Origin of the sequence: Dietzia natronolimnaea (genome assembly GCF_002289575.1) — a bacterium.
GTDB lineage: Bacteria > Actinomycetota > Actinomycetes > Mycobacteriales > Mycobacteriaceae > Dietzia > Dietzia natronolimnaea_A.
Map to the genome: position 1 here is coordinate 105,213 of NZ_NTGA01000007.1, position 16,316 is coordinate 121,528.

General features: G+C 70.2%; 16 protein-coding genes and 1 pseudogene. 10 read left to right on the forward strand and 7 right to left on the reverse strand.

The window, feature by feature from the left end:
* Nucleotides 1–14 precede the first annotated feature (14 nt).
* The 3 genes from CEY15_RS04275 to CEY15_RS04285 all read left to right on the forward strand — a co-directional run bounded on the left by CEY15_RS04275 (nucleotide 15) and on the right by CEY15_RS04285 (nucleotide 2,236).
* The gene (locus tag CEY15_RS04275; RefSeq protein ID WP_176475015.1) at nucleotides 15–1,112 is read left to right on the forward strand and encodes a hypothetical protein; all 1,098 of its coding nucleotides are present in this window, start codon (nucleotides 15–17) and stop codon (nucleotides 1,110–1,112) included.
* 135 nt (nucleotides 1,113–1,247) lie between these two features.
* Nucleotides 1,248–1,529 carry a DUF2516 family protein gene (locus CEY15_RS04280; protein WP_031265066.1) on the forward strand — a complete coding sequence of 94 codons (282 nt, stop codon included), beginning with the start codon at nucleotides 1,248–1,250 and terminating at the stop codon, nucleotides 1,527–1,529.
* A complete protein-coding gene (locus CEY15_RS04285) occupies nucleotides 1,526–2,236 on the forward strand; it encodes a MerR family transcriptional regulator (RefSeq protein ID WP_095717443.1) in 711 nt (236 codons plus the stop codon). The genes CEY15_RS04280 and CEY15_RS04285 overlap by 4 nt, the downstream gene beginning before the upstream one ends.
* Before the next feature lie 24 nt (nucleotides 2,237–2,260).
* Here the strand turns inward: CEY15_RS04285 and purU are convergent, their stop codons facing one another.
* Nucleotides 2,261–3,127 carry a formyltetrahydrofolate deformylase gene (gene purU / locus CEY15_RS04290; protein ID WP_017837800.1) on the reverse strand — a complete coding sequence of 289 codons (867 nt, stop codon included), beginning with the start codon at nucleotides 3,125–3,127 and terminating at the stop codon, nucleotides 2,261–2,263.
* Nucleotides 3,128–3,180: 53 nt separating this feature from the next.
* Between purU and deoC the strand changes: the two genes are divergently transcribed.
* Complete coding sequence (gene deoC / locus CEY15_RS04295) at nucleotides 3,181–3,882, forward strand: deoxyribose-phosphate aldolase (RefSeq protein ID WP_095717444.1); 702 nt, start codon at nucleotides 3,181–3,183, stop codon at nucleotides 3,880–3,882.
* Nucleotides 3,883–3,945: 63 nt separating this feature from the next.
* Here deoC and CEY15_RS04300 read toward each other — a convergent pair whose 3' ends face one another.
* The 4 genes and pseudogenes from CEY15_RS04300 to CEY15_RS04315 all read right to left on the reverse strand — a co-directional run bounded on the left by CEY15_RS04300 (nucleotide 3,946) and on the right by CEY15_RS04315 (nucleotide 6,894).
* On the reverse strand, nucleotides 3,946–4,893 hold the full coding sequence (locus tag CEY15_RS04300) for an NADP-dependent oxidoreductase (RefSeq protein ID WP_095717445.1): 948 nt from the start codon (nucleotides 4,891–4,893) through the stop codon (nucleotides 3,946–3,948).
* Nucleotides 4,894–4,927: 34 nt separating this feature from the next.
* A pseudogene (locus CEY15_RS04305) lies at nucleotides 4,928–5,431 on the reverse strand (metallophosphoesterase family protein).
* Nucleotides 5,432–5,451: 20 nt separating this feature from the next.
* Nucleotides 5,452–6,288, reverse strand: a complete 837-nt coding sequence (locus CEY15_RS04310; protein WP_095717446.1) for an LmeA family phospholipid-binding protein — start codon at nucleotides 6,286–6,288, stop codon at nucleotides 5,452–5,454.
* A gap of 105 nt (nucleotides 6,289–6,393) precedes the next feature.
* Nucleotides 6,394–6,894, reverse strand: a complete 501-nt coding sequence (locus tag CEY15_RS04315; RefSeq protein WP_095717447.1) for a DUF2505 domain-containing protein — start codon at nucleotides 6,892–6,894, stop codon at nucleotides 6,394–6,396.
* A 39-nt stretch (nucleotides 6,895–6,933) separates the two neighbouring features.
* On the opposite strand from CEY15_RS04315, the gene CEY15_RS04320 reads away from it, so the two are divergent.
* From CEY15_RS04320 to CEY15_RS04335, 4 genes are all read left to right on the forward strand, one after another.
* Nucleotides 6,934–8,094, forward strand: a complete 1,161-nt coding sequence (locus tag CEY15_RS04320) for a UDP-N-acetylmuramate dehydrogenase (RefSeq protein WP_176475016.1) — start codon at nucleotides 6,934–6,936, stop codon at nucleotides 8,092–8,094.
* Between the two features lie 200 nt (nucleotides 8,095–8,294).
* Nucleotides 8,295–9,377 carry a membrane protein insertase YidC gene (yidC, locus tag CEY15_RS04325; protein WP_095717448.1) on the forward strand — a complete coding sequence of 361 codons (1,083 nt, stop codon included), beginning with the start codon at nucleotides 8,295–8,297 and terminating at the stop codon, nucleotides 9,375–9,377.
* 264 nt (nucleotides 9,378–9,641) lie between these two features.
* On the forward strand, nucleotides 9,642–11,225 hold the full coding sequence (locus CEY15_RS04330; protein WP_095717449.1) for an ATP-binding cassette domain-containing protein: 1,584 nt from the start codon (nucleotides 9,642–9,644) through the stop codon (nucleotides 11,223–11,225).
* A 51-nt stretch (nucleotides 11,226–11,276) separates the two neighbouring features.
* Nucleotides 11,277–11,864, forward strand: a complete 588-nt coding sequence (locus CEY15_RS04335) for a dihydrofolate reductase family protein (protein ID WP_095717450.1) — start codon at nucleotides 11,277–11,279, stop codon at nucleotides 11,862–11,864.
* Nucleotides 11,865–11,886: 22 nt separating this feature from the next.
* Here CEY15_RS04335 and CEY15_RS04340 read toward each other — a convergent pair whose 3' ends face one another.
* Nucleotides 11,887–12,783, reverse strand: coding sequence for an esterase/lipase family protein (locus CEY15_RS04340; RefSeq protein WP_095717451.1), 897 nt, complete (start codon nucleotides 12,781–12,783; stop codon nucleotides 11,887–11,889).
* 106 nt (nucleotides 12,784–12,889) lie between these two features.
* Nucleotides 12,890–13,432, reverse strand: coding sequence for a ferritin (locus CEY15_RS04345; RefSeq protein ID WP_428844183.1), 543 nt, complete (start codon nucleotides 13,430–13,432; stop codon nucleotides 12,890–12,892).
* 433 nt (nucleotides 13,433–13,865) lie between these two features.
* Between CEY15_RS04345 and CEY15_RS04350 the strand changes: the two genes are divergently transcribed.
* Both CEY15_RS04350 and ureC read left to right on the forward strand, forming a co-directional pair.
* On the forward strand, nucleotides 13,866–14,573 hold the full coding sequence (locus tag CEY15_RS04350; protein ID WP_095717452.1) for an urease subunit beta: 708 nt from the start codon (nucleotides 13,866–13,868) through the stop codon (nucleotides 14,571–14,573).
* A gap of 22 nt (nucleotides 14,574–14,595) precedes the next feature.
* Entirely contained in the window at nucleotides 14,596–16,311 is a 1,716-nt protein-coding gene (gene ureC, locus CEY15_RS04355; RefSeq protein WP_095717453.1) for an urease subunit alpha, read from the forward strand.
* The last annotated feature ends 5 nt before the right edge of the window (nucleotides 16,312–16,316 follow it).

Consider the following 16,316-nt stretch of genomic DNA (forward strand, 5'->3'; position numbering starts at 1 on the left):
AACGAGGAGCCGACATGAGCCAGAAGAAGCCCGTTTCCAAGAAGACCGCCGCACAGGCCGCCGCCGCTCAGGCGGAGTCGCAGTCCAACCCCAAGGGCGACGCACCCAGCGGACCGCTGGGGCAGGCGCTGTCCGCGGTGCGCACTCCGGTCTACGCCTACGTCGGCGTCAATGATCTCGCGGTCCAGGCGGTGTCCGGCCTCGTCTCCGACCTGCGTCGTCGCGCGGAGGACGCCGTCGCCGAGGCTCAGACCAAGGTGAACGAGCGGGTCAGCGGCGTGCAGAACCGGGTGACCGAGCGGGTTGCCGACGTGCAGAACCGCGTGAACGAGGTCCCGGACCGGGTGCAGGCGCTGCCGTCCGAGGTCGAGGAGCTGGTGAACCGCTTCCGCCCGGACGAGCTGCGTAAGGTCGCCGACGCGTACGTCGAGGTCGCGGCGGGCATCTACGGTGGGCTCGCGGCCCGTGGCGAGGACGTCGTGGCTCGCCTGCGCGAGGAGAACCCCCAGCTCGAGGCCGGCCTGGCCCGCGTCAACGAGCAGGTCGCCCGCGCCGCAGGTGCCGTTGAGGAGCAGGTCGAGCTGGGCGAGGACGCGCTCGGTACGGTCGCCCGACAGACCCGCTCCATCGGGGTGAAGGCCGCGGGCCGCGTGTCCAAGGCCGCCCGCCAGGCCGCCGAGGAGACCGGCACCGCCGCCGACAAGGCCGCCGACAAGGTCGAGGACGCCGCGTTCGCCGCCTCGGACGAGGTCCAGAGCGGGGCCGCGAAGGTCGAGGCCAAGACGGCCCAGGCCAAGAAGGCGACCGCGAAGAAGGCCCCGGCGAAGAAGGCCCCGGCCAAGAAGGCTCCGGCCAAGAAGACGGCCTCCTCGAGCACGGCCTCCAAGACCGCGGCGTCGAAGCAGACCTCGGCGACCAAGTCGGCCTCGAAGACCACGGCTTCCAAGGCCGCGCCTGCGAAGACCACGGCCTCGAAGACCACGCCCTCCAAGACCGCGGCCTCGAAGCCGGCGTCGAGCTCGACCTCGGGTTCGGCAACGGGTTCGAGCTCGGGTTCGACCGGCTCGTCGTCGTCCTCCGCCGACAAGTCCTCCGGTTCCGGCTCGAACTGAGCCACCGCGGCCCCGGGCCGCAGTCCGCCGCCCCCGGCCCGCTCGACCAGAGCGGGCCGGGGGCGGCGTCGTTCTGAATCCACGCCGTGAACATCCACTTCGGACGTTGCGGACGTGGCGACTACACTGGGCGAGGTGATTGAAGCATTGCCCGGAACCTGGGGCCTGGTCCAGTTGGCGATCCAGGCCGCCCTCGTGGCGTGGGCACTGGTCGGCCTGGTGTTGGCCGTCCTTCCCCCCGCGTCGGCGTACTCGATCGAGGGCAAGTGGCCCAAGCCCGCGTGGATCGGCATCTGCGCCGCCGCCGCCCTCTTCTTCGCGATCCGTCCGTTCGGCATCCTCGGAATCGTGGGGATGGTCGCCGTCGGCGTCTTCTTCGCCGACGTCCGACCGGCCGTCGGCGGCAGACGCAGGTGAGTTCGAGGAGGTCCGCGCCGCTGCAGCGCATCGACGAGCTGGCGGCGACCTCCGGCACGACGGTCCGCAACATCCGCGTCTACCAGGAGCGCGGACTGCTCCAGCCGCCCATCCGCAAGGGCCGGACCGCGCTGTACGGGCCCGATCACCGCAGCCGGCTCGAGATGATCCTGCGGCTGCTCAACCGGGGCTACACGTTCGCCACGATCAGGGAACTGCTCATCGCGGAGCGGCACGGATTCACGCTCGCGGAGTTGCTCGAGGTCGAGAGTGTGCGGAGCGAGCGCAGGCCCACCGGGTCCCGCCGGCGCCTCACCCGCGCGGAATCCCAGGCCCTCGATTCATTCGACCTATCCGAGACGCTGACCGAGGTGGGGGAGTCGATCGGGCTGGTCACCGAACCGGGCGCCGCCGGCCATCTGCTCTCCGACGCCTACGTCGCCGAACTCCTGCGGGACCTCATCGTGCTCGGCGTGGACGCGGACGGGATCGAGAAGATCGTTCGCCTGGTCGTGGAGGGGCAGGGCAGGGCCGTCGAGGCGATCACCGTGCTCGTGGAGGCTCTTCGTGATGCCGGGATCGACAAGGCGGTACTCGAGAAGCGGGTCCGGTCGACGCTCCCCGGGGCGGGCACGGCCGCCCGGCTGATCTTTCTGTCCGCCGCCGAGACCCTGCTCACCCAGCGCCACGGATTCTCCCGCCACTAAAGCCCCCGCCCGGAGGGGCCCGCGTCAGGTGAACACGACGGTCCGCGCATCGTGCACGAGGACGCGGTCCTCGAGGTGCCACCTCAGGCCGCGGGCCAGCACCAACTTCTCCGCGTCGCGGCCCTGCCTGACCATGTCCTGCACGGTCGCGGCGTGATCCACCCGGATGACGTCCTGCTCGATGATCGGCCCCTCGTCGAGGTCGGCGGTCACGTAGTGGCAGGTCGCGCCGATGAGCTTGACGCCCCGGATGTGCGCCTGGTGGTACGGGCGCGCACCGACGAAGCTCGGGAGGAAGCTGTGATGGATGTTGATCGCGCGACCGGCCCAGCGGGTGCACAGGTCATCGGGCAGCACCTGCATGAAGCGGGCCAGGACGATCGCGTGCGGGTCGATGTCGTCGACGATCGAGGCAACCTCCGCGAACGCGGGGGCCCGTTCGGCCGGATCCGCCGGGAACGGCACGTGGTGGAACGGGATGCCGTGCGCCTCGGTCATCCCCCGGAGGGTGTCGTGGTTGCCGATCACCGCACGGATGCGAGCGGGGAAATCCCCGCTGCCCACCCGACCCATGAGGTCGTGCAGGCAGTGTCCCTCCTTGGACACGAGGACGACGATGTCCTTCGGTTCGGCGGAATCGGCGATGTTCCAGTCCGTCTCAGGGCCGAGCTCGGCCGCCACCCGGGCGAAGCGGCGGCGCAGTTCGTCGAGGTCCATCCCGATCGATTCCGCGTCCACGGATTGCCGGGTGAAGAACCAGCGGGAGTTCTCGTCCGCGTGATACGCCGCCTCGACGATGGTGCCGCCGAGCTCGGCGAGGAACGTGGCGATGCGGGCGACGATGCCGATGCGGTCGGGGCAACCCAGGGAGAGGACGAAGCGGCGTGACATGAACGGTCATTGTGCCAGCAGGGGGTGTCGGGGAGCCCCGCTAGGCTGGCCGCATGGACGCCACCACACAGAATCACCTGACCCGGGCCCGCGTCGCGGCGATGATCGATCACACACTGCTCTCCCCGGACGCTTCCCGCGACGACGTGCAGGCCTGCGTGGACGAGGCCCGTGACCTGGGGGTCAAGGCGGTGTGCGTGAGCCCGGCGATGCTCCCGGTGCGGGCGGAGGGACTGACGGTGGCGACGGTGGCGGGCTTCCCGTCCGGCAAACACCACTCCCTGGTCAAAGCGATGGAGGGCCGGTTGGCGGTGGATCAGGGGGCCGTCGAGGTGGACATGGTGATCGACGTGGGTGCGGCGATCGTCGGGGCGGTCGACGAGGTGATGGCCGACGTGTTGACGATGCGCGACGCCGTCCCCCCGCCCACCGTGATCAAGGTGATCCTGGAGACGGCCGCGATCCACCGGGCGCTGGGCGAGGAGGCGGGGGACCGGCGGATCGAGGAGCTGTGCCACGCCGTCGCGCGAGCCGGGGCGGACCTGGTCAAGACCTCCACCGGCTTCCACCCCGCCGGTGGCGCCAGCGTCCGGGCGGTCGCCGCCATGCACCGCGCCGTGGGCGGCCAGCTCGGCATCAAGGCCTCGGGTGGGATCCGCGACGCCGACACCGCCCGGGCGATGATCGGCGCGGGCGCCACCCGGCTGGGGCTGAGCGGCAGTCGCGCGGTGCTGGAGGGGTTCCCCGAGGACTGATGCCGCCCGCGTTTCCGCTTGCCGCCCGGGCCGTCGTTTCCGCCCGCGGCCCGGGCCGTCACCTCAGTCGAGCGTGAGGACCATCTTGCCGGTGGTCCGGCCGGTCTCCCCGCGCCGGTGCGCCTCCGCCGCCTGCTCGAGTGGAAAGACGACGGAGACGCTGGCCCGCAACTCGCCCCGGTCCACGAGGTCGGTGAGGGACATCAGGTCGTGCCGCGAGGAGTCGACGAGCATGCGGATCGCGCGCACGCCCAGGTCGTCGGCCTCGCGGAGGAGATCGTCGGACCCCACCGGGAGGATCGACACGAGGATTCCGCCGGGACGAAGAGTGCGCAGCGAACGGGTGGAGTACTCGCCGCCGATGGTGTCCAGAACCACGTCCACGTCGCTGACCGCCTCGGCGAAGTCCACCTCGCGGTAGTCGACGGCCTCGTCCACCCCGAGCTCGCGCAGGAAGTCGTGCTTTGCCGCGCTGGCGGTGCCGATGACGTGGGCCCCGCGGGCTTTGGCGATCTGCACGGCCACGTGGCCCACCCCGCCCGCGGCGGCGTGGATCAGCACCCGCTGGCCGGGCTGTAGGTCGGCGTTCTCCACCAGCGCCTGCCACGCCGTCAGGGACACGAGCGGCAGTGCGGCGGCCTGCACGTGGTCGAGGGAGGCCGGCTTGGGGGCGAACCAGCTCGCGGGCGCCGACACGTACTCCGCGTGCGCGCCGTGACCGAAGGGGTAGGACAGCATCCCGTACACCTCGTCGCCCGGGGCGAACCGGGCCACCCCGATGCCGACCGCCTCGACGACCCCGGACAGGTCCCAGCCGAGCACGAACGGTGGCGCACCGAGGAACCCACCGTTCGCCCGGTGCTTCCAGTCGGTCGGGTTGACGCTGGCGGCTCTGACACGGACGAGGATCTCGTTGGTCCGTGGCTCGGGGCGGGGCTGGTCGGACACGACCAGGACGTCCGGGCCGCCGAGGGAGTCCTGGGTCACGGCACGCATGGTGGGGGAGGTCATGCACCCAGGGTGGCAGAATCCGACGATCGCCGCCCTACAGGGCCTGCGGAAGTCGGTGCAGCGTGACGTCGTCCACCGTGCCTTCGGCCAGGGTGGCGGTCATGAACGTGCAGAATGGCTGCCGACGGCGATCGGTCGGGGATCCCGGGTTCAGCAGCCGCAGTCCCCCCGGCGCCACGGTGTCCCACGGGATGTGCGAGTGGCCGAACACCAGGAGGTCGGTGTCCGGATAGGACCCGCTCATGCGCCTGTCCCGCCCCGCCGCGGGGCCGGTCTCGTGCACCACCGCCAGGCGCACACCCTCGAGCGTCGCGCGGGCCACCTCCGGGAGCCGCTCACGCAGTTCGGGGCCGTCGTTGTTGCCCCAACACGCGATCAACCGCGCGGATCGCTCCTCCACGGCGTCGAGGAGCGCCGCGTCCATCCAGTCACCCGAGTGCACCACCACGTCCGCGTCGTCCACCTAGGCCCACACGCGGGGCGGGAGATCACGGGCGCGCGTCGGGACGTGGGTATCGGCGATGATCAGCAGGCGCATGGACCCGGGTCCGTCGCCCGCTACCGGGTCGACTCCAGGACGACGTCGCGCCCGCTGAGGTCGACCACCATGCCGCCCGGGACCACCCGGACCCCGGTGAGCTGCACGCCCTGTGGGAGCTCGGCGAGCGCCGAGTCCATCATCGAGACGGTGCCACCGAGCAGTTCGGGCGGTAGCGCGAAGCCGAGGATCGAGGCCTGCGACGGATCCATCTCCAGATTGCCGCCGATCAACCTGGGGGTCACGACGGCCTCGGCGAGTCCGCTGATGGAGACGCGGAGCGTGCCCGAGGCCGGATCCGAGACGATCTCCTGCACCTGGATCAGGCCGCCGAGCATGCTGTCACCCGCGGAGTCCTGCTGCGCGGCCGCCGACATGGCCTGGTCGGAGACGAACGCGGTCCCGGTGAGCGAGTCCACGTAGGTGAGGTCGTCAGCGGAACGCACGCCTTCGGCGGTGATGTCGATCGCCGGGGCGGGGCCGCTCCCGCCCGCCGTCGGACTGCCGTCGGTGGTGATCCGGACGCTGCCGAGGTCGCCTCCGAAGTACGACAGGAGCACCGGGCGCGCGCCCAGCTCGACCTGCGCCGGGCTGCCGAGGGAGGCCGTGACCTCCTCCTGGATCCGGTTCTCCACGGCGTTGCGGGTGCCGAACTCGAGCCCCACCACGCCGGCCACGAGGACGATCACCGCGGCAACGGCGATCAGGGCGATCATCGGACCGCGCCGTCTCCTGCCGGTGTCGCCGCGGCCGGGGCGATCGGCGTCCGGCGCAGTGGCGAACTGCTGGGTCTCGGCGTTCTGGACGCCGGGTCGATCATGAGCGGGGAGTCGCTGGGTGTCGTGCCGCGGGTGCATTCCGCCCATTGTCGTCGATACCGGCCCGGATCGCAGAACCCCGGTTCAGCGCGTGCTCAGAACCCCGGGCCCGGTGCAGGGTCGGAACCCCGGTGGAGCGCGTGCTCAGAGCGCGGCGGTCCAGCGGTTGAGGTGCTCGGTCTCCGCGTTGAAGAACCGGGTGAGGTGGGAGACCACCAGCTTCTCGAGCTTGCCTCCCAGCAGCGGGACGGACACCTTGACCTGGCCTGACGCGGACTCGACCACCGCGGCGCCCTCGGAGAGCGACTCCGAGCCCCCGTCGATGATCCCCAGTCCACCGGCGGCCTCCGCCCGGGCGGAGGTCGTGAACCGGTTCCCGTCGAACCCGGCGTAGGTGCTGGTCCGGACGATGATCAACCGGCCGGGCAGGACCTTGCGGGCCACGTCCGGGATGTCCTCGTCCGGGATGTGCTGGGTCACCGTCACGGTCGTGGAGTCCCCGGTGGTGACGAACTCGTCGAGCGAGTCGTCGGGGGTACCGATGGCGGCGAGGCGGTCGTGCCAGAAGGCCTCGTCGCCGTACGAGGCGAACACGGTCTCGAGGTGCGCGTCGATGCGGGCGGAATGGGAGAAGCGGGTCGCCATGGGGTCAAACCCTACAAGGGGGCGGTTACTCTCGGACGCGTGCTCCCGCCTTCTCCCGATCGACGCCCGGCTCACCTCGCCGACGAGGTGATCCGCGGGTTGACCACCGTGGCCGGTCTCCGGGTGGTCCCCGATTCCAGCCTGGCCGATCTCACCACCCTGCGGATCGGCGGCCGTCCCCGCGCGCTGCTGGAGTGCGAGTCCGCCGAGGCCGTCACGGCCGCGGTCGGCGCCCTCGACGCCGCGGGCGTGCCCGTGCTCGTGCTGGGCGGCGGGTCCAACCTCGTGGTCGCCGACGGGGACCTCGACCTGGTGGTGGTGGCCGTCCGCAACAGCGAGGTCGGCTACCGGGACGCCGGTACGGACGGCCCCGGGGAGATGGTCGTCCGCGCCGGAGCCGGCCTGCCCTGGGACGACCTGGTGGCGGACACCGTCGACCGCGGGTACGGCGGCCTTGAGTGCCTGTCCGGGATCCCGGGCTCGGTGGGCGCGACCCCGGTCCAGAACGTCGGGGCCTACGGCGTCGACGTGGCGCAGGTGCTGCACCGCGTGCGCTGGTACGACCGCGCCACCGATACCGACGAATGGGTCGAGCCCGACGCGCTGGGACTGGCCTACCGCACCTCCGTGCTCAAGAACTCGTCGGCCGCGGTGGTACTCGAGGTGGAGTTCCGGCTCGACCCCGACGGTCGCAGCGAGCCGATCCGCTACGCCGAACTCGCCGGCCGGCTGGGCGTCGGGCCGGGGGAGCGGACCGACCCCGCCCTGGTGCGGCGCACCGTGCTCGAGCTGCGCCGGGGCAAGGGGATGGTGCTCGACCGCGACGACGCCGACACCTGGAGCGCCGGGTCCTTCTTCACCAACCCGGTGGTCCCCGAGGACAGGCTCCCGGTGGTGCGGTCCCGGGTCTCCGACCGGCTGGGGGCCGAGCAGGCCGAGCAGATGCCCGCGTTCGCGGCGGCGGGAGGGGTCAAACTCTCCGCGGGCTGGCTGATCGAGCGGGCCGGGTTCGGCAAGGGGCACCCCTCGTCGTCGTCGCCCGCCCGACTGTCCACCAAACACACGCTGGCGCTGACCAACAGGGGCTCGGCCACCGCCGAGGACGTGATCGCGCTGGCGCGTGAGGTGCGCGACGGCGTCGCCGAGGCGTTCGGCGTGGAACTGCACCCCGAGCCGGTGTGGGTGGGCTGCAGCATCTGAGCCGCCTCTCGCCACAGCCGCCTCTCGCCACGGCGCCGCTACCAGACCCTGTCGGTGACCACTGCCGCGGAGCACCCCGGCCCCCACCGATCCGGTTGACCCTGGCACGCTGGGGTATGGCCTCCTAGTGTTGACCCGGCCCGCCCCGCCCCATCCCGCGCGCCCGCTCCGGCGCCACAGTCCCATCTGGAGATTCGCCCGTGGACCTCTTCGCCTATCCGGTGTCGCTCGTCATGAAATTCTGGCACTGGGTGCTCAGCTTCGTGTTCGACCCGGGTTCCGGGATCGCCTGGGTGGGCTCGGTGCTGCTGCTCGTGGTGACCGTGCGGCTGCTGCTCATGCGGTCGATGTACCGGCAGCAGTACTCCATGCGCAAGATGGCGCAGATCGCTCCCAAGATGAAGGAGCTGCAGAACAAGTACAAGGACCGCAAGAGCCCTGAGGACCGCCAGGAGCAGGCCAAGGAGATGCAGGCCCTGTACGCGGATGCCGGGGTCAATCCCGCCGCCGGGTGCCTGCCGCTGCTCGTGCAGATCCCGGTGTTCCTGGGGCTGTACTACGTGCTGCTCAACTTCTCCCCGCGCGGCGTCTCGATCGAAGAGGCCTCGACCATGACCAACGGGGCGTTCGGCCCCGACCAGGTCGCCTCCTTCCTCAACGCCGAGATCTTCGGGGTGCCGCTCGCCTCGTACATCCGGATGCCGCAGGACGTCATGGACTCCCTGCACCCCGGGCTGGTGCGCGAGGACATCCTCGTCCTGGCCGTGCCGCTGTTCGTGCTCGCGGGCATCGCCACCTTCGTCAACATGTGGAACTCTTTCCGGCGGCAGAAGGCGGCCAAGGCGGCCGAGCAGGAGGCGATCGCCCGGGTCGAGGCCGAGGAGAAGGCGGGCGGGCCGGTCGTCGACGGGGAGGTCCTCGAGGTCGACGGGGAGAAGCCCGCGGACCCCGCCAAGTCCGACGGCGCGGCAGGCACCCCGGGGACTCCCGCCACGGCCGGCGCGGCGGGCTCCACGGGCGCGGCGGGCAAGCCCCAGGACTTCCAGTCGATCGCCGAGTCCATGACCGAGTCGATGAACCAGTCGATGAAGATCATGATGTACCTGTTCCCCTTCTTCCCCATCGTGGGCGCGTACTTCTTCAACTTCCCCATCGCTATCGGCATCTACTGGCTCACCAACAACATCTGGACCGCGGTGCAGTCGCACTTCTTCATGGAGAAGCTGGAGAAGGAGCTGCCGATGACCAGCCGCGAGGGGCTCCCGCCCAGCGCGTTCATGTGACCGCCATGTGACTTAGCCTCGCCGGCCCTGCCGGCCTCGCCGGCCTCGCCGGCCCCGCCCGGATGACGCCCGCGGGCGAGGCGCCCCTTGTGGCCCCGGCGGCCCGGGCGTAATCTGCACACCGGAAGTCGGCAGGCGCACGACGTGACCGCGGAGAGATCCCGGCTGCGGGGGGCGCCAGCCGAGCAGTAGACACGAGGAGACCCAGGACAGTGCTCGACCCCAGGTGAGACCCGGCCCACCCGCCACCTCCCTGGAGCACACATGTCTTCCCTCGTCCTGTCGGACGTCGCCTACGCGTTTCCCGACGGCACCCCACTTTTCACCGCGCTCGACCTCGCCCTGCGCCCCGGCGTCACCGCCGTGGTCGGCCGCAACGGCGCGGGCAAGTCCACCCTGCTGCGCCTGATCGCGGATGAACTCTCGCCGTCCGCGGGGTCGATCTCCGTCGACGGCGAGCCCGCTCGTCCACCCACCGTCGCGTACCTGCCGCAGTTGCTCGTCGACGCCCCCGCGCGGCGCACCATCGCTGACGAACTGGGGGTCGGCGCGCGACTGGCCGCCCTCGCGCGGATCGAGGCGGGACGGGGCGACGACGACGACTTCGCCCGTATCGGGGACGACTGGTCGGTCGCCGAGCGGACCCGTGCGCTGCTCGACGACCTCGGCCTGCCCACCGATGTGGACAGACCCGTGGTCGACCTGTCCGGCGGGGAGCGCACGCTCGCGGCTCTCGCGGGCAGGCTCCTGGCGCAGCCGACGGTGTTGCTGGTGGACGAGCCGACCAACAACCTCGACCACCGCGCCCGGGCGAGGGTGTTCGCGGCGCTCGAGAGGTTCGTCGCGACGGGGAGGCGGATCGCCGTGGTGGTGAGCCACGACCTGGAGCTGCTCGAGCGGGTCGATGCCACGGTGGAGGTGCGGTCCGGGCGGTGCAGGGTGTTCGGCGGGCCCTATTCCCTGTACCGGGAGGCGATCGATGCCGAGCAGTCCGCGGCCACGCAGGCGTTGTCGAGTGCCCGCAACGAGTGGCGCGCCGAGAAGCGGGACCGCATCGAGGGGATGGAGAAGGCGAGCCGTCGACTTGCGCAGGGGCGTCGGGTGCAGGCCGCCGGCGGAATGCCCAAGATCCTCATGAACGCGCGACGCAGCTCCTCCCAGGAGTCCGCGGGCAGGCGCCGCGCGGTCCACGAACACGGAGTCGAGCTGGCGCGCGAGCGGATGCAGGCCGCCGACGCGGCCCTCCGCCGCGAGGACCTCTTGCGGATCCCTATGCCGGACCCCGCGCTGCCGGCGGGTCGGCTCGTGGTGGACACCGTCGATCCCGTGGCGGGTCGGATTCACCTGGTCGGGCCGGCGCGGGTACGCCTGGCCGGTCCGAACGGCAGCGGAAAGACCACACTGCTGCGGCGCCTGGTCGGCACCGGGCCGCCAGGTGGGGACGACGACGCGGTGCTCGTGCCCTGGGCTCTGCTGCCGCAGGATCTGCGCATCGAGCATCCCGAGATCCGGGTGGTGGACGCGATCCATGCAGTGCGCCCCGACGCCGATGCCGAGCAGGTCCACGCCCACGCGGCGCGGATGCTCTTCACCGGGGAGGCCGGGTTCCGCCGCCTCGCGGACCTCTCCGGTGGCGAACGCCTCCGGGCGGCTCTGGCGGTCCGGTTGTTCGCGCGGCCGGTCCCGCAGCTGCTGGTGCTCGACGAGCCGACCAACAATCTCGACCTCCCCGGTGTGGAGGTGCTCGCCGACGCCCTGCAGCAGTGGCGCGGTGCGCTGCTGCTGGTGAGCCACGATGACGGATTCTGCGACCGGGTGGGGGTGGACGACGTGATCCGGCTCGGCTGACCCGGCCCCACCGCACCTCACCCGACCACCGACCACCGGAGGACCCACCCCATGCGCAAGCTCGTCTACTACATCGCGGTCACCGCCGACGGGTTCATCGCCGGCCCCGACGGGCACACCGACTTCTTCCCCCTCGAGGGAGACCACATGGCCTGGCTCATCGAGCGCTACCCGGAGACGATCCCCGGCCACGTCCGCGGGGCGATGGGGTTGGCCGACACCGCTCCGCGGGCGTTCGACACGGTCCTGCTGGGCCGGCGCACCCACCAGGTGGCGGTCGACGCGGGCCTGGCCAGCGGCTACCCGCATCTGCGCCAGTACGTGGTGACACACCGGCCGGCCGACCTGCCGGACGAACAGGGTCTCACGGCGTCGGACGAGGACCCCGTGACAGTGGCCCGCAGGCTCAAGGCCGAGGATTCCCCTCTCGACATCTGGCTGTGCGGAGGTGGGGAGCTGGCAGGGGCTCTCGTGGGTGAGATCGACGAGATCCGACTGAAGATCAATCCGGTCCTGATCGGCGCGGGGCGGCCGCTGATCTCGGGGCCCGTTCCAGCGCTGCCACTGGTCGTGAGACGGAGGATCGGGTTCGACAGCGGGGTGAGCTACGTGGAGTACGAGCGCGCGCACTCCGGGTGACAGCGTGGAGGCAGGGATCGGCTCACCGCACCCAGGGCGCGTAGGGGGCGACGTGGAAGCAGGGCACCGGGCGGGCCTCAGCGGGGGCCAGTGCGTTGAGCACGTGCAACCAGACCCGCTCGCTGTACAGGGTGGCCACGTGCTCGGACAGGTCCTCGGCACATCCGGCCTGGAGTTCGATGTTGGTGACGTCGCCGGAGTAGAACTGGCGCACGAACGGGGTGACGATCTGGTCGAACTGCGAGACGATGCTGTACATACGGACACCGGGGATGCCCTCGGGGCCACGAGGGTAGACCTCGGCGGCGAGCGGCGAGTCGACGACCTGCTGGATGAGGGCCGGCGTCGAGTGCTCCAGGCTCCCGTACACGGCGGGCCCGAGGACCGTCAGGTAGTAGTCGGCCAGGATTCCGCCGCCCTGGGAGTGCCCGACGAGGTCGACCGCGTCCGCGCCCGTCTCGGCGAGCGCCCGGTCCACGACCTCCTGCAGGACCAGACCAGAGGCCCGGATGTCGCCGAGGCCCTGGATCGGCATCGCCGGGAAGCCCGTGACGTTGCCGAAGGTGAAGGTGTGGACGCAGTACCCGGCGTTATTGAGCACCGGGGCGCCCGCCTGCCAGGCGAGCGCCTGCGTGGTGAAGGTGGGGTGGACCAGCACGACGGGACGCGGGCGCTCCGAAGTCGGCCTGCAGTTCGGGTCGTTGGCTCCCGGAGGCGGGATCTCGGGAGCCAACGACGCCTGGAACCCGGCCGAGATGTCGAAGGGAACCGGCAGTGGGCCCTCGGTGGGCGACTGCGCGCGGGCCGGGGTGGTGGCGGAACCCACGAGGAGCACCGCCACGGCGACCACCGCCACCGCGGCGACGATCCGCCTCGCTCCGAGTGGGCGTGCGGGTGGTCTGGTCGCGGCTCCGATCACCGGAGTCCCCCTGCCGTCGCGCCGTGGCCCGCTGCGAGGGGGCCGACTCCATGGGTGTGATGGCCCTCACCCTAGGAAGGAGTGACGCAGTTCGCTGCGCTTCGCGTCAGACGGCGCCGCCGGCGACCGCGGGCGGGGTGCCGGTGTTGGAGGAGGCGTCGGTCTCGCGGGCCAGGTACTCCTCGATGCGGAACCAGTCATTGTCCGCGCGCTCGGCGATCGCCACGAGGGTGCTCATGTTGGCGACCTCCTCGACCTGCTCGCGCAGGAACCACAGCATGAACTGCTCACCCAGCGGATCGGCCTCGGCGCGAGCGGCCTGGAACAGCGCCTCGATCTGGCGGGTGACCTGCTTCTCCTGCTCGAGTGCGTACCGCAGCGCGGCGACGGGTCCCTCGAAGTCGGCCTGCGGGCCGGGGACGGCCGGGATGGTCACCTCGATGTCGCGGTCGAGCATGTACTGCACCATCATCATCGCGTGGTTCCGCTCACCGAGGCTGTGCTGATAGAAGCGCCCGGCGAGCTGGGGCAGGTCCTTGGCGTCGGCCCACACGGCGATCGCGATGTACTGCTGGCTCGCGGCGAACTCGTGGCCGACCTGTGCGGACAACAGTTCGGTGAACGACGACGACTTCTTGGCCATGATCATGGCGCCCTTCCTCTCGGGGGACCTCGACGGGTGTGGAGGTCGGCGGGGGGCGTGGTGCGCCCCAGGGGTCCAAGAGTAGGACTGTCGACGGCGTTTCACCAGGTCAGTAAGCCTAACCGAACATCGCTAAGCCTGGCCTGGCCGGTGGTGTTGCGCGGCAGGATCACTCGGCGGTCCGTGTGGCGGGTGGAGGCCGATGGTGGAGCCCGGGAGTCTCCGCGCAGGGGTGTGAGGTTGCGAACACGTGAACGCGACCCGGGCTCGGCCCACTTTCTTCGACGTCAATATGTCCTGAGTGTTTCGGTCACTTAACTTCTGGCCTGCGCTCGTGATTGTCCTTGAAGTGTTCACCCACGGTGGACAATGATCACTGGCGACGACTCAACGTGTCCGACCGCTTGTGCGGGAATCGCCGTAGCAGAGGAGCTGTGCTGTGCACCTGACCCCGAAGGAAGAGGATCGACTCCTCCTTTTCCTTGCCGCAGAGTTGGCACGCCGTCATAGGGACAAAGGCCTCAGGCTGAGCTGCCCGGAGGCTCGTGCGCTGATCGCGGACGAGGTGGTCGAAGCCGCACGGGCCGGTGCGTCCGTCGCGGAGGCCGCGCACATCGGGGGCCACCTCCTCACCGAAGACGATCTGCTTCCGGGTGTCGCGGATCTCGTGGGGACCGTCCAGGTGGAGGGGTTCTTCGACGACGGCCAGAAGCTGGTCACCATCCACGATCCCATCCGGCCGGGGAGTAATTCGGACCCGACCGAAACGCATGTCACCCCCGGCGAGATCCTCGTGGCGGACGGTGAGATCGAGCTGAACAGCGGGCGGGAGACAACCACGTTGACGGTGGTCAACACCGGTGATCGCCCGATTCAGGTGGGGTCGCACTTCCACTTCTTCGAGGTGAACCGCGCCCTGTCCTTCGATCGCCGTGAGGCGTACGGGATGCACCTCGACATCGCCTCGGGCACCGCGGTCCGGTTTGAACCCGGCGAGGAGCGAGACGTCCGGCTGACGGACTTCGGCGGGACGAGGGAACTGTACGGCCTCAACGACATGACCAACGAGGCGCTGCGCCAGGAACCGTCCGAGGACCTCCTGGCCGCTCTGGACGACGCGGGCTTCCTCCGCCCGACTCACGACTGACACTCACGCGAAGGGGATACCGGTGTCTATTCGCGTATCGCGACAACACTATGCAGAACTCTTCGGTCCCACCACGGGGGACCGGGTACGGCTCGCCGACACGGAACTGCTCGCCCGCGTCGAGGCGGATGACACTGTTTATGGAGATGAATCCGTGTTCGGTGGCGGTAAAACCATGCGCGAGGGAATGGCCGTCCACAACTCGGTCACCAATGCCGAGGGCGCACTGGACTTCGTCATCACCAATGCTGTCCTGGTCGATCCGGTTCTCGGCATCCGGAAGACCGATATCGGGGTCAAGGACGGGAGGATCGCGGCGATCGGAAAGTCCGGGAATCCCCGGTTGATGGACGGCGTCCATCCCGATCTCGTCATCGGGGCCGGGACCGATGTCCGCTCGGGAGAGGGGATGATCGTCACCCCGGGGGCGATCGACGTGCACGTCCACTTCGACAGCGTGGGCCTGGTCGAGGAAGCCATCTCCAGCGGGATCACCACCATGATCGGCGGCGGGCTGGGGCCGGTGACCGTCGGCATCACCAGTTCGGGCCCGACGAACCTGGCCCGGATGCTCAGAGCGGTCGAGCAGTTCCCGGTCAACTTCGGGTTCCTCGCCAACGGAAGTGCCGCGCACGTGGCACCCCTCCTCGAGCAGGGCCTCGCGGGGGCGATCGGCTACAAGATCCACGAGGACTGGGGCGCGACTCCGGCCGCCATCCGGGCCTCTCTCGACGCCGGCGACGAACTGGGTCTGCAGGTTCAGATCCACTCGGACACGCTCAACGAGGCGGGGTTCTTCGAGGACACGATGCGGGCCATCGCAGGCCGGCCGATTCACACGTACCACGCCGAAGGCGCCGGAGGTGGTCACGCGCCCGACATCATGCAGGTCGTGGGCGAATCACACTGCCTACCGTCCTCCACCAACCCGACGAACCCCTACACGGTCAACACCTTCGACGAACACCTCGACATGGTGATGGTCTGTCACCATCTCAACCCCCGGATCCCGGAGGACGTCGCGTTCGCCGAGTCCCGGATCCGGAGGGAGACCATCGCCGCCGAGGACGTCCTCCACGACATCGGTGCGATATCGGCGATGGGGTCCGACTCCCAGGGCATGGGCCGGATCGGGGAGACCATCGCCCGGACCTGGCAACTCGCATCCCACATGCGGGCCACCCGGGGAGCACTGCCGGAAGACCTCGGTACCGGGGCCGACAACCACCGCATCCTCCGGTATCTGGCCAAACTCACCATCAATCCGGCGCGGATGTTCGGAATCGACCACGAGGTGGGGTCGCTCGAGCCGGGGAAGCTCGCCGACTTCGTGCTCTGGGAACCGAAGTTCTTCGGCATCCGACCAGAGGTCGTGTTCAAGGGGGGATTCCCCACCTGGTCAGTCATGGGAGAGGCCAACGCCTCCCTCATGACCTGCGAACCCCTCAAGTACCGGCCCCAGTGGGCGGCGTTCGGCAAGACCCCGTCCGATGTGTCGGTCAACTTCGTCGCCGGGGCCGCGATTGACAGCGGACTCGCCGACAGGCTCGGGATCGACACCCCCCTGATCCCCTGTGTCGACGCGCGATCCAGGTCGAAGAGCGACCTCCTGCACAACGACTACTGCCCCGACATCCGGATCGATCCGGACACCTACCGGGTCGAGGTGGACGGAGAGCACTGCACCAGCACCCCGATGTCGACCGTTCCGCTCGGCCGCAGATACACCATCAAATAGGAGAG

Coding starts and splice junctions, on each gene's coding strand:
- CEY15_RS04330 (WP_095717449.1), top strand. CDS start 9,642: ATGTCTTCCCTCGTCCTGTCGGACGTCGCCTACGCGTTTCCCGACGGC.
- purU (WP_017837800.1), bottom strand. CDS start 3,127: ATGTCACGCCGCTTCGTCCTCTCCCTGGGTTGCCCCGACCGCATCGGC.
- CEY15_RS04315 (WP_095717447.1), bottom strand. CDS start 6,894: ATGGCGACCCGCTTCTCCCATTCCGCCCGCATCGACGCGCACCTCGAG.
- CEY15_RS04335 (WP_095717450.1), top strand. CDS start 11,277: ATGCGCAAGCTCGTCTACTACATCGCGGTCACCGCCGACGGGTTCATC.
- CEY15_RS04275 (WP_176475015.1), top strand. CDS start 15: ATGAGCCAGAAGAAGCCCGTTTCCAAGAAGACCGCCGCACAGGCCGCC.
- deoC (WP_095717444.1), top strand. CDS start 3,181: ATGGACGCCACCACACAGAATCACCTGACCCGGGCCCGCGTCGCGGCG.
- CEY15_RS04300 (WP_095717445.1), bottom strand. CDS start 4,893: ATGACCTCCCCCACCATGCGTGCCGTGACCCAGGACTCCCTCGGCGGC.
- CEY15_RS04345 (WP_428844183.1), bottom strand. CDS start 13,432: ATGATCATGGCCAAGAAGTCGTCGTCGTTCACCGAACTGTTGTCCGCA.
- CEY15_RS04310 (WP_095717446.1), bottom strand. CDS start 6,288: ATGCACCCGCGGCACGACACCCAGCGACTCCCCGCTCATGATCGACCC.